General features: G+C 42.2%; 12 protein-coding genes and 1 pseudogene. 6 read left to right on the top strand and 7 right to left on the bottom strand.

Annotation, left to right across the window (positions count from 1 at the left end):
• The coding region (locus tag IQ259_RS25630) for an aspartate kinase (protein WP_228014780.1) at window positions 1–1,340 on the bottom strand (1,340 nt) is incomplete at its 3' end.
• Between the two features lie 242 nt (window positions 1,341–1,582).
• Window positions 1,583–2,212, bottom strand: a complete 630-nt coding sequence (locus tag IQ259_RS25625; RefSeq protein WP_193888813.1) for a DedA family protein — start codon at window positions 2,210–2,212, stop codon at window positions 1,583–1,585.
• Between the two features lie 474 nt (window positions 2,213–2,686).
• On the opposite strand from IQ259_RS25625, the gene IQ259_RS25620 reads away from it, so the two are divergent.
• Window positions 2,687–3,040: an STAS domain-containing protein gene (locus IQ259_RS25620; protein WP_193888812.1), complete on the top strand. Its 354-nt coding sequence runs from the start codon at window positions 2,687–2,689 to the stop codon at window positions 3,038–3,040.
• A gap of 270 nt (window positions 3,041–3,310) precedes the next feature.
• Here IQ259_RS25620 and IQ259_RS25615 read toward each other — a convergent pair whose 3' ends face one another.
• Together IQ259_RS25615 and rpsF are read right to left on the bottom strand one after the other, a co-directional pair.
• Window positions 3,311–3,871 carry an Npun_F5560 family protein gene (locus IQ259_RS25615; RefSeq protein WP_193888811.1) on the bottom strand — a complete coding sequence of 187 codons (561 nt, stop codon included), beginning with the start codon at window positions 3,869–3,871 and terminating at the stop codon, window positions 3,311–3,313.
• A gap of 209 nt (window positions 3,872–4,080) precedes the next feature.
• On the bottom strand, window positions 4,081–4,413 hold the full coding sequence (rpsF, locus tag IQ259_RS25610; RefSeq protein WP_193888810.1) for a 30S ribosomal protein S6: 333 nt from the start codon (window positions 4,411–4,413) through the stop codon (window positions 4,081–4,083).
• Between the two features lie 392 nt (window positions 4,414–4,805).
• Here rpsF and IQ259_RS25605 point away from each other — a divergent pair, with 392 nt between their 5' ends.
• Window positions 4,806–5,579: a fumarylacetoacetate hydrolase family protein gene (locus IQ259_RS25605; protein WP_193888809.1), complete on the top strand. Its 774-nt coding sequence runs from the start codon at window positions 4,806–4,808 to the stop codon at window positions 5,577–5,579.
• Window positions 5,580–5,625: 46 nt separating this feature from the next.
• On the opposite strand, the gene IQ259_RS25600 is transcribed toward IQ259_RS25605, so the two are convergent.
• Both IQ259_RS25600 and IQ259_RS25595 read right to left on the bottom strand, forming a co-directional pair.
• Window positions 5,626–6,102, bottom strand: a complete 477-nt coding sequence (locus tag IQ259_RS25600) for a Tic20 family protein (RefSeq protein ID WP_193888808.1) — start codon at window positions 6,100–6,102, stop codon at window positions 5,626–5,628.
• A gap of 80 nt (window positions 6,103–6,182) precedes the next feature.
• Window positions 6,183–6,380, bottom strand: coding sequence for a hypothetical protein (locus IQ259_RS25595; RefSeq protein WP_193888807.1), 198 nt, complete (start codon window positions 6,378–6,380; stop codon window positions 6,183–6,185).
• Window positions 6,381–6,920: 540 nt separating this feature from the next.
• Here IQ259_RS25595 and glyA point away from each other — a divergent pair.
• From glyA to IQ259_RS25575, 4 genes are all read left to right on the top strand, one after another.
• Window positions 6,921–8,204 carry a serine hydroxymethyltransferase gene (gene glyA / locus IQ259_RS25590; protein WP_193888806.1) on the top strand — a complete coding sequence of 428 codons (1,284 nt, stop codon included), beginning with the start codon at window positions 6,921–6,923 and terminating at the stop codon, window positions 8,202–8,204.
• Between the two features lie 144 nt (window positions 8,205–8,348).
• Entirely contained in the window at window positions 8,349–9,395 is a 1,047-nt protein-coding gene (locus IQ259_RS25585) for a glycosyltransferase family 4 protein (protein ID WP_193888805.1), read from the top strand.
• Window positions 9,396–9,460: 65 nt separating this feature from the next.
• A complete protein-coding gene (locus tag IQ259_RS25580) occupies window positions 9,461–10,711 on the top strand; it encodes a competence/damage-inducible protein A (RefSeq protein ID WP_193888804.1) in 1,251 nt (416 codons plus the stop codon).
• Between the two features lie 402 nt (window positions 10,712–11,113).
• Window positions 11,114–11,710 (top strand): hypothetical protein, encoded by a 597-nt coding sequence (locus IQ259_RS25575; protein ID WP_193888803.1) that lies wholly within the window; start codon window positions 11,114–11,116, stop codon window positions 11,708–11,710.
• A gap of 2 nt (window positions 11,711–11,712) precedes the next feature.
• Here the strand turns inward: IQ259_RS25575 and IQ259_RS25570 are convergent.
• Window positions 11,713–11,908 (bottom strand): annotated as a pseudogene (locus IQ259_RS25570) (IS630 family transposase); the annotation flags it as partial.

The raw sequence follows: 11,908 nt of genomic DNA, 5'->3' as shown, positions 1-11,908 counted from the left end.
GGGGGCAGAGGGGAGGAACTTACAGTAAAATTTTTCCCCCCTTGCTCCCTGCTTTTTGTCTGCCCTGCCTCCCCCTCTGCTTCTATCTCAAAGGCGGTGCTGAGTGCGGCGACAGCCCGATCGCAGTCTGTAGCATCAACTACGCAACTGACTTTGACTTCACTGGTAGAAATCATTTGAATGTTCACACCTGCTTCTGCGAGGGTGGCAAACATTTTAGCAGCAACCCCAGGACGACCAATCATCCCTGCACCTGCAATACTGACTTTGGCAATGTTTTGTTCTACCATCACTTCTGCTTCGTCTGATGTGGGTTTTGATGGATTTCTGAGTGCGGGAGCGATCGCGGCTGCTACTGCTTCTGCCCGTTTTAATATGGGTGTGGTGACGGTAAAGGCAATGTCATTGCTATTACCTTCGTGGATTGATTGAATAATTAAGTCTACATCTACATTTTGGCGGGCAATTTCCCCAAATAACTTAGCTGCTACTCCAGGCTTATCTGGTACACGCAACAAAGCTACCTTTGCTTGGTTTGTGTCAAATTCCACTGCATCTACAGGACGAGCAATTTCTAAATTTATTAGCGATCGCTCTTGAGGTTTGGGCGATGTTACCCAAGTCCCAGAGTCATCTGTCCAGCTAGACCGCACCACTAAAGGTACACCATAGTTACGGGCAATTTCCACTGAGCGGGGATGTAGAACTTTTGCACCTAAGCTTGCCAGTTCTAGCATTTCGTTACAAGTTATGGCATCCATTAACTGCGCTTCGGGAACTAAACGCGGATCTGTAGTTAAAATACCTGGTACATCTGTATAAATTTCACAAAAATCTGCCTGGATTGCTGCTGCTAACGCTACCGCTGAGGTATCAGAACCACCACGGCCTAAAGTCGTAATTTCTAATTCTCCGGTTCTAGAAATACCTTGAAAACCAGCTACAACTACTACTTTACCCTCATTGATATGACGCAACAGGCGATCGGTTTCAATATGCAAAATCCGCGCACGGGTATGTTCAGCTTCCGTCACAATTCCCACTTGTGCGCCAGTCATTGAGATAGCTGTCTGCCCAAGTTCCTGCAATGCCATACTAAGTAGGGCAATGGTTACTTGTTCACCTGTGGAAAGCAGCATATCCATTTCCCGGCGGTTAGGATTTTTAGAAATTTCGTTGGCTAGTTTGACAAGTCCATCAGTGGTTTTACCCATTGCAGAAACTACCACAACCAAAGAATTTCCTGCTTTCACTGTTTTGTATACACGCTGTGCAACAGCTTGGATACGTTCGACTGAACCGACAGATGAACCACCGAATTTTTGAACTATGAGCGCCATATCTTTGTCTTGAATGAAGTTTGCCTACTTTCATCAATGCTTCCGCCGGGTTAGGAAGCTTTGAAGGCATTAGCAGTTAGTTATTTAGTTTACTAACTTATCAGAATCAGTTGACACAAAAAACTTGTGATGTAAATTTTATGGCTGATTTTGCCTATTGTCTCTAAAAATTATCGTCAAAATAAAAGGCAAAAGCCAAAAATAATTACTTTTGACTTTTGCCTTTTTACTTTTTACTTAATCTATTCGCCTGCTGCACGCTTAACTTGGCGGGACTCCAACCACAGGGGGATTGCAATCACCGCAACCAGAATAAGCAAGGCTGCGATCGCAAATTGACTTACCCAAGCCACTAATTGTTCTAAAGAGATGACTTTGCCAGCAAAAAAAGCCAGTGTCACCATCACAGCAGCCCAGGTAGTTGCTCCTGCTAGGTTATATAAAAAGAATTTTTGGAAGGGCATTTCTGCTATACCAGCCAGTGGTGCAGAAAAAATTCGCAATAGTGCAAAAAAGCGGCCAAAAAATACAGCTTTAGCAGCATTTTCACTAAATTTCTCTTTAATATTTAGTAATTTTTCTTCAGAAATCCTAAATATTTTACCTATTTGCAGCAAGAAAGGCCAGCCACCCACTTTACCAATCCAATAGCCGCAAGCACCACCAATTACGGCTCCTGCAACGGCATCACTGAGAACTATCCAATAACTCAGTTCATCACTACCGGATAGAAACCCACCTACAAGGGTTACGGTTTCACCAGGAAGGGGAATGCCTAAGTTTTCTAGTAAAATTCCCAAAAAAATTGCCCAGTAACCATACTGGTGGGCAAATTCCTGGATGTTTTCTAGTGAAATCCATTCAAGAGACATCCCGCACCGCCGCCTTTACAATTTTTTACTATTTCCCTATCTTGACGCTTTTGGGGCTGGAGTGTCAATCATAGTGATATCTTGAAGGGGCTAAGTCGCTATTCATCCATCCTCAAAAATCTATGAAATCTATTAGTTATTGAGTATTGACTATTACAAATTCAAGAGTAAGTAACACAACAGCATACTTTATTTAATATAAACAGATGTTTTTTATGAAAAATTCATAAAAATCTTGTTTAAATATAAAAATTTTGTAAAAGATACTATTGCTACTAAATCTACTAAGCGTTTGTGCTTATATTTAGGGAAGTTAATACAAATTATACGACATGAACACTTAAACGTATAATCTCGATTGCAAACTGTGAGTTCACAACTTCTGTGAATCAGCAGTTTTTTGCCGTTGAAACTAAGCTTGTATTAATGTCAAGTTGCTGTTTTTTTCAGTAGTTCAACTACCCAGATAAATACATGACTATCGCACAAGAATTGCAAGTGGTTTTATTCAAACCCCAAGGAAGCATAGACTTGCAGGGTGGTATGGCTTTAAGCAAACATATGTCAGAGGTAGCACCCCAGCCTCATCAACTTTGGGTCATTGACCTAGCAGAAGTAGATTTCATGGATAGTTCTGGTTTAGTTCCCTTAGTCAAAGCCCTGACAACAGCCCGACAAAGTGGTTGTCGCTTAGTTCTGTGTAATGTTAAAGATCCTGTAAGGTTAGTTATAGAATTAACCCACTTGGATTCGGTTTTTGAAATTTTTAACACCTACGAAGACATCTTCAATATCGTCAACGAACAACCTTTTGCACTGGCAGGCTAATCCATAATTATCATGCAATAAGTGTTGGTGTGTGCAGAAGCAATTATCTTTTTTCCAATTAATTAATTTTATGGCGATCGCCATACTCTCATGGTGCTACGACCCAGTGCTGATCAATTGTAGTTTGTAATACTTGCCAATAGGCTAGAGCCTGTGGCATTTTGATTCAATTCACAAATCCTAACTTACTAAAAAAAGAAGGTTAAGGCCTGCAACAGCAGGCTTTGTTTGTTTTGACTTATGCTGCAAAATTTCACTATTGCCCATCATCTAAGCATTTTGGACAGCCGAAACATTACCTTGTCCTGTCACCGGGCGAGGAAAATTGGGCAAGTCAATACCACTGTGACTGGAAGTACGGGTTTTGAGCGCTAAACGATAACTCACACTTTGTAGCTCTGCTTGCAGTTTGCGATTTTCTCGTTGCAAGATTGCCACTTTTTCCCTGACTGGAGTCATCCGCTCCTCAAATTTACGACGGTAAATTTGAGGTAATTCCTGTACTACCTGCTCCAACATCCGACTACGATCTGTTAATTCTTGTACAGACTGGCGCAGTTGATAAATTTCTGCATCACGAGTAGCAATTTGCTCTTGATAAAACGTCACCTGTTGCTCAACAGCTTGTAATTGTTCTCGTAACGCCTGCAACTGACTTAGGTCGCGCTCAGGTTCAGAGCGCTGGGGCATAAAATTAGTGTTGCCCTTAACCAGCCGAAAGAGTTCTTGAGATAGCTGTTGCACTAATTGATCGCGCAGTTGCAAATCTTGCCGCAGCTGCGAGACTTCTGTAGAGAGAGCTTGGATGTTGGGTATGTCAGTTTGACTCACAGTAGCTTACAGCTCCCATTGACGAATCTTTTCTAATTTTAGATATAACTGGCGATCGTACTGCCTTGAGCAAGTACTTGTTAATCTAGCATTCCCAACCAAAGCCGAAAAAAGTCAAAGGTAAAAATTTTTTTTATTTTGTTTTACTTAGTACTGAGTTCTGAGGTGTAAATACTCATGACTCAGCACTAGTTAATCAACGATGGTTTCTACGCTGTTACAGCAACTTTCTCTTCTGCTACTTCTGAAACTTCTTGCTTAATGGTTAAGTAGCGAATTACTTCTTCACTCAACCGCATAGCGCGTTCTAGGGGAGCGATGAGATTGCCTGGGCCGGTATAGTTCATTTGGATGTAGATGCCATCCCGTTGCTTTTTAATTTCGTAAGCAAGACGACGCTTGCCACGATTTTGAATTTCAATATTTTCTGCGCCTTGTTCTTGAATCAAGGTCTGATATTTAGCGATCGCTTGATCTACCTGCTCATCATTCAGGTCAGGACGCAGGATGTACATTGTTTCGTAAACTGTGGATGTGGACATGGCTTGAAATCTCCTTTTGGACAAAGTGGCTGCTGATGTAAATTTATACAAATATCGCTAGAAAATACTCGTATATCTCAACATTTGAAGCAACAAGGAACTATAATCTTACCAGTTTTTTAGATGAATCATCAGCAAAATCTGTCTAAATTCGTATTTTTAACCAAAAGTTATTCTCTAGGTGACTATAAAGAAGCTACGAAAATATCAACGAACTTCCTGTGCCATTGGGAATTCAGCCTTTGGAAAACAACACCAAAATAATTGAGCTATTGGCTGAGTCAACATGTATGCTTCCCACAGGTAGTCTATAGCTATAGTCTCCAGGATTACTGAAGATTCATCCGCTCACATCTCTTAAAAATTGCAGACAAAAGGATATTATCAAGGTTATGGCGCAGCGCTATGTGCGAGTTCAAGATCCAGAAGGCAAAATTTACTATGGGTTGCTACAGCTATCTCTGAATGTGCAGGTGCTGGATGCTCCACCTTGGTTGCTGGGAAAACCTACAGATTTATTTTTAGAACCGGATAGTTACCAAATTCTTTCGCCATGTGCGCCTTCAAAAATTGTGGCGGTGGGCAAGAATTATGCAGATCACGCAGCAGAAATGGGAACACTCGTACCAAGTGAACCGTTACTCTTTCTCAAACCGCCAACGTCAATCATTGCCTCCGAGACGGACATCAAATATCCTCTCCAGTCTCAGCGAGTAGACTATGAAGGTGAATTAGCACTAGTCATTGGCGATCGCGCTTGTGACTGCACCCTGGAGGAAGCCCAAACTAAAATCTGGGGTTATACCATTGCTAATGATGTGACAGCACGAGACTTACAACAAAAAGACGGTCAATGGACTAGAGCCAAAGGGTTCGATACGTTCTGCCCTTTAGGCCCTTGGATTGTCCGTGAATTGAACCCAGGCGCGAGATTGCAGACTTTTTTGAATGATGAGCCAAATCCGGTGCAATCTGCGGGGATCGATCAAATGGTATTTCCCCCTGATTTTTTGGTGTCTTACATCAGTAAAATTATGACCCTACTGCCAGGAGATGTAGTGCTAACGGGTACACCATTAGGTATAGGCCCTCTGCATGTAGGCGATCGCATCAGGATTGAAATTGAAGGCATTGGTCGCTTAGAAAACAGGGTAGCCGTGCATTAAACAATGCTCAATTTCAATTAGGATAGTTGCTAAATCATACGTCCAGTTACCGAACCTGCATGTGAACGGCCTCGGAAATTGCCGGAATTTCTGCATAACGCCCCAAAAGAGACTGGACGACGGAGTATGCTACTGCTGCTACAATGCCGAGAAAAATAGTGCTGTACAGAGTTTGGATGGCAAAGTCTCCACTGGGAATGAGTCCCACAATATCAGTCAGGATGCCACACAAAAAGATAATAATGTCTAAAAGAATTGCTTGCATGGTGTTGAAACGAATAAACCGAGAAATTTTTTCGTTTCTAACTACTAACAGCCATAAAGCAAAGAAAATTATGATTCCGGCAAAACGCACACGTCTGTAAAATGACCACAAAATCAGAACAGGTGCAAAAACGACTGCCAAGGCAGGAAACTGTTGTAATAAAACAAAACCAAAAGCCAGTACCTCAACTAGGGGTAGCAAATAAGGTAGACAAGCAAAAATGCGATCGGAAACATTTGTAGAACCAGGCCAAGCCATTTTGCGTTCTCCTGTGGCAGAATTTTAAGAGTTACTTGAGCCTAGGATAACGCAGTTGTCTAGTTTCCCAGTAGATGCAATCACGGGATATCGGCAATGCGAAAGCCCATGACACACTCATACTGTTCAGGTTGTTGTTCAGTAAGCTTACGAATAGCTTGACCACAATGTAGTTGACCACCACGCCAACGAGGTTGACCACTCCTGTCAGCGAGTAAACAAGACTGGCAAACCTGCTTAGGGGTAAGGATTTGATCATCCATTAAAATGACTAACATCCCAAGACCTCCTGTAAATACTCAACACGATCCGCATTTGTTCACAAAAAACACACTTTTTACGTGTCTAAAGAGCGGCTGATGGCAGACTTGATCTGCGTTACCCATCGAAGCAATTTTGCTCTCCAATAGCGGCGGATTCAGCCTATAAATCTTTTCTAATGCTCTTTTTGGCAAAAATGAGGGTAATGATCAAAAATCATCCAGTGAACCTTAAATTTATTGTATGTTGAGTTTCTTGGAGATAGGGTGCTTAAGTAAGAACTCATACATAAATTTTTACACCTAGGTTGAGCTGCTTCTGTGGTCTTTTTAGAACTGTTAACTTCATATTCCAGAAAGAGCTTTATAATAATTAACACACTAATGGGACTTAATCAGGCTGGCATCTAAGTAATAAATTCAGTTACTACCAATAGTGAATAGTCAGCAGTCAAAAAATCTTGCAATGTAGATAGAAGTTTGACTACGAATTATTACTTAGAAACTGCGTTCCAAGAAAAACCACTGTTGTGCAAATTTCCACTAAGGATAATTAAAGTGACTAGGACTAATTCTGACTTTCTTGCTACCTCTGATCCCGCGATCGCGGGATTAATTGATCAAGAACTCCAACGTCAACGCGATCACCTGGAGTTGATTGCCAGTGAAAACTTTACTTCTGCGGCTGTATTAGCAGCACAAGGCTCAGTGTTGACTAACAAATATGCTGAGGGATTACCTGGTAAACGTTACTATGGCGGTTGTGAATTTATCGATAAAATCGAGCAAGTAGCAATTGACCGGGCTAAACAGCTATTTGGTGCGGCTCATGCTAACGTCCAGCCTCATTCCGGCGCACAAGCGAACTTTGCCGTCTTTCTGACCTTACTAGAACCAGGAGACAAAATCATGGGAATGGATTTGTCTCATGGCGGACACCTCACCCACGGTTCACCGGTAAACGTTTCTGGTAAATGGTTCCAAGTTAGCCACTACGGAGTGACTCAAGAAACAGAACAACTCGACTACGACCAAATTCGAGAGCTGGCGCTGAGGGAGCGTCCAAAGCTCTTGATTTGTGGTTATTCTGCTTATCCTCGGATTATTGACTTTGAGAAGTTCCGTAGCATCGCCGATGAAGTTGGAGCTTACCTACTAGCGGATATTGCCCACATCGCTGGTTTGGTAGCCACTGGCTTACATCCCAATCCCATTCCTTACTGTGATGTAGTCACCACAACCACCCATAAAACTCTCCGTGGCCCCAGAGGTGGTTTAATTTTGACCCGCGATGCAGAAATGGGTAAGAAACTGGATAAATCTGTTTTCCCTGGTACTCAAGGCGGGCCTTTAGAACATGTGATTGCAGCTAAAGCAGTCGCTTTTGGCGAAGCCTTAAAGCCTGAGTTTCAAACTTATTCTGCACAAGTAATTGAAAATGCTCGTGCTTTGGCAACTCAACTCCACAATCGGGGGTTAAAATTGGTGTCTAATGGCACAGATAACCACTTGATGCTCGTAGATTTACGTTCAATTGGTTTGACAGGTAAGCAAGCAGATCAACTGGTGAGTGGTGTAAATATTACAGCTAATAAAAATACTGTACCCTTTGATCCTCAATCGCCATTTGTAACCAGTGGTTTGAGATTGGGTTCTCCAGCGATGACCACCAGAGGATTGGGAGTCGCAGAATTTACCGAAATTGGGAATATTATTAGCGATCGCCTCCTCAATCCAGACTCAGATACAGTCGCAGCTGATTGTAAACGCCGGGTAGCAGCATTGTGCGATCGCTTCCCCTTATATCCCCACTTACAAATTCCCGTACCAGCGTTGGTATAAAACCAAAAGGTAAAAGTATTCTTTTTACTTTTGCCTTTTTACTTGCAAATCTCATACTGATCATAGCCAGAAATGTAGTAAATATTAGGTAGAAACCTCCCTTGGCAGAGTTTTGTCTGACAAACTACTTAATTAAAAATACAGATGCCTGCTCAGATTTATCATCTGATTGCCTTCCTTATTGCAGCCGTAGTCGTTCTCTGGACTACGCCTGATATCAAGAATATTGGTATAAAAAGTGGAAACGTAGATAAACCTGGTGGTCGAAAAGTTCATGAACGCCCAATGGTGCGCCTGGGAGGAGTTTCTATCTTCGCAGGTACTCTAACTTCCTTACTAATTGTCTGGTGGTTAGGCGGGTTTGGAAATCTGCCGTCTGAGAAAGAATGGCAAATTTGGGGTGTTACCCTCGGCGGTCTGGGCTTTTTTCTCATTGGTTTAACGGATGATTTGTTAAATCTATCTCCCTTAACACGCCTGGTGATGCAAGTTATCGTTGCAGCTGGTGCATGGAAAGCGGGTGTAAGTATAGACTTCATTAGCGTTCCGACAATTGGCATAGTTGATCTGAATTGGCTAAGTTTGCCGATTACAGTGATTTGGCTGGTAGGGATGGTGAATGCAATCAACTGGATTGATGGTTTAGACGGATTAGCGGCTGGAGTTTCAGGAATTGCTGCTGTGGTGATGCTGGTTGTATCACTGTTTATGCACCAACCAGCCGCAGCCTTAATTGCCGCCGCTTTAGCTGGTGCAGCTTTGGGATTTCTCCGCTATAACTTCAACCCCGCACAAATCTTTATGGGCGATGGCGGGTCTTATTTTATGGGCTTCACCCTCGCTGCTGTGGGTGTAATTGGTTTAGTGAAAATTCCGGCTTTTACGGCTGTGATTTTGCCTTATCTAATTTTGGCAGTGCCAATTGTGGATATGTCGGCAGTAATTTTGACACGCATCTGTCGTGGCAAATTGCCTTGGGTTGCTGATAGATGTCACCTACATCATCGTCTGTTACAAGCTGGTTTATCCCATCGCTGGACGGTTTTGTTTATTTATTCCCTAACACTGTGGGTTGGCAGTTTGGCATTAGCTGTTGCTGGTATCCCCAGTGGCATTGCTTACGCTTTTGGAGCAACTTCGCTCTTGACTTACACTAGTTGGCGAGTTTGGAAACGCTCTCAGCAAAAGTAAAAAGTAGCAGGGTAAAAGAAATAGAGTATTATAAGCATCTTTCTTTTACCTTTTGCTTTGATTACATGAGTGCAGAAATTATTTGTGTTGGTACTGAACTACTGTTAGGAGATATCCTCAATAGTAACTCTCAATTTCTCGCCCAACAGTTAGCGAAATTAGGGATTCCTCACTACTATCAAACAGTGGTTGGGGATAATCCAGAAAGATTAAAGCAAGTTATAAAAATTGCTATTTCCAGAGCTAATATTCTGATTTTTACTGGTGGTCTTGGCCCGACACCAGATGATCTTACTTGCGAGACTATTGCCGATTTTTTTGGCGTACCTTTGGTAGAGCGCCCAGAAATTATTGAAGATATTGCTCACAAATTTGCTCAACGCGATCGCGTGATGAGTCCCACAAACCGCAAACAAGCTTTGATTCCCCAAGGTGCAGAAGTTTTACCCAATCCTACAGGAACCGCACCAGGAATCATTTGGCAACCTCGCTCTGAAATTACGATTTTTACATTCCCCGGTATTCCCCATGAAATGCACCGGATGTGGCAAGAAACAGCCGTACCTTTTTTACAAAACCAAGGCTGGGGTAAGGAAATTATTTACAGCCGCAGTTTAAGATTTTGGGGGATTGGTGAGTCGGCTTTAGCAGAAAAAGTGTCTTCTTATTTCAACTTGCCTAACCCGACAGTTGCACCTTATGCGGGAAAAGGAGAAGTTAGACTGCGAATTTCTGCAAAAGCAAATTCAGCCGCCGCCGCAGAGGAATTGATTGTCCCAATTGAACAACAACTCAAAGAAATTGCTGGGTTGGATTATTACGGTGCTGATGATGAAACTTTAGCTTCGGTTGTTGGTGTGTTGTTGCGTGCTGCTAAGGAAACGGTGTCAGTGGCAGAATCTTGCACGGGCGGCGGACTGGGGCAAATGTTAACGGAGATTTCCGGTAGTTCTGATTATTTTTGGGGAGGAGTAATTTCTTACGACAACTCGGCAAAAGCTCGGTTATTGGGGGTGAACCCAGAAGACTTAGATAAATTTGGGGCGGTTAGCGCTACAGTCGCGGAACAAATGGCAATTGGGGTAAAAAGTCGCCTAGAAACTACTTGGGGATTAAGTATCACAGGAATTGCCGGCCCTGGTGGAGGAACAGAGACTAAGCCTGTGGGTTTGGTTTATATCGGGTTAGCCGGGCCGAAGGATGAAGTGAAAAGTTTTGAGTATCGCTTTGGGACAATGCGCGATCGCTGGTTTATTCGTCATTTAAGTGCCTGTACAGCCTTGGATTTGCTGCGTCGGCGGTTGTTGTCAAGATAGAAAAAAGGCGATCGCTGTTAGCAAAATCTTTGGCGTTAGGCGATCGCTCTCCTTATCTAGCCTAAATCCCGTTCTTGAATTTCTGAATTACGAATTATTTTAGGACTTACGCATTGACAAAACTAGAGGGTAAAGCAATTCCTGAACCAAAGTATCGACCTGCAATTTACCAGATAGCTTCGTAAAGATAAGTTGTAATCTCAAATTGTCTAACCATTATCTGATACACCCTTCAGTTTTTAGTGGTGAGCCTGGGTTATTGAGCAAAAAAGCGATCGCTTTTTTAGTACTCAGTCTAGAGTTACTTGTTTAACCGTGCTAATAAAATTACGTAATATTTGAGACCTTTAAGCAGCTAAACTATTAAAAATAAAATCACTAGAAAAGCTTGGAGATCCTCTTGTGTCGGACTATGACGATTTTGAGGAGTATGAAGAAATTGATAGTGAGATAACTGATCCTGCTGAGGTCAAAGCTAAAGAAACTATAAGGGACTTCTTTGACAAAAACCAGGAAAGTGTCTACTTTTCATGTCAGATTGAAGTTTTGCACGAAAAAAAATACTTTCACTGGGTTACTAATCGGGCTATACGAGACCTTATTGCTGAAGGCGTAGTCAAAGAAGAAGTCCGAAAGCTCACTACAAAGGGAAATATCAAGCTACTTTGGCATAAAAACTATCGTTACTACAAGCGGAGTGCAAATGAATTAGTTCAGCTGGTTGAAGCATATTCAAATCCCAATATCACAGGCGCACTAGGTCTCCAAGGTGAAGCAATGATTCTCGAAGCTTTTGCACGCGCAGAGTTTGTTATGAAAGGACGTAACACCCAATGCTTTCAAGAAAAATGCTGGACAAAAAACAATAAGGATATAGACTTCATATTTGAAAAAGATTCAGTTGCATACGGTATTGAGGTTAAAAATACACTCGGCTACATGGAACAGGACGAGTTGAAAGAAAAGACAGAACTTTGCCATCACATAGGTGTTATATAGGACTAGTATTTGATTTCTGAAAAAGCTCCGTACATCTGGAGAGAGAGAAAATCAAAGGTAGTGTTTCGGAGAAACCACTCAAACATCCACTTTAAATGAGAGAATGTTGGAATTAAAGCGCAAAAACGTCTAACCCAGGTTTTTGCTTGTAACCAAATATCTTCTATAGGATTTTGGGATGGGCAGTTAGGAGCAAAG

It is taken from the genome of Fortiea sp. LEGE XX443, from assembly GCF_015206815.1.
Taxonomy (GTDB): domain Bacteria; phylum Cyanobacteriota; class Cyanobacteriia; order Cyanobacteriales; family Nostocaceae; genus Nostoc_B.
The sequence above is the reverse complement of the archived record's forward strand: the minus strand, read 5'-3'. Positions and strand labels throughout refer to the sequence as shown.

What these genes read in the sequence shown, in the direction of transcription:
- IQ259_RS25625 (WP_193888813.1), bottom strand. Translation starts at nt 2,212, where the DNA reads ATGTCTCTTGAATGGATTTCACTAGAAAACATCCAGGAATTTGCCCAC.
- IQ259_RS25620 (WP_193888812.1), top strand. Translation starts at nt 2,687, where the DNA reads ATGACTATCGCACAAGAATTGCAAGTGGTTTTATTCAAACCCCAAGGA.
- rpsF (WP_193888810.1), bottom strand. Translation starts at nt 4,413, where the DNA reads ATGTCCACATCCACAGTTTACGAAACAATGTACATCCTGCGTCCTGAC.
- IQ259_RS25605 (WP_193888809.1), top strand. Translation starts at nt 4,806, where the DNA reads ATGGCGCAGCGCTATGTGCGAGTTCAAGATCCAGAAGGCAAAATTTAC.
- IQ259_RS25600 (WP_193888808.1), bottom strand. Translation starts at nt 6,102, where the DNA reads ATGGCTTGGCCTGGTTCTACAAATGTTTCCGATCGCATTTTTGCTTGT.
- IQ259_RS25595 (WP_193888807.1), bottom strand. Translation starts at nt 6,380, where the DNA reads ATGTTAGTCATTTTAATGGATGATCAAATCCTTACCCCTAAGCAGGTT.
- IQ259_RS25585 (WP_193888805.1), top strand. Translation starts at nt 8,349, where the DNA reads ATGCCTGCTCAGATTTATCATCTGATTGCCTTCCTTATTGCAGCCGTA.
- IQ259_RS25580 (WP_193888804.1), top strand. Translation starts at nt 9,461, where the DNA reads ATGAGTGCAGAAATTATTTGTGTTGGTACTGAACTACTGTTAGGAGAT.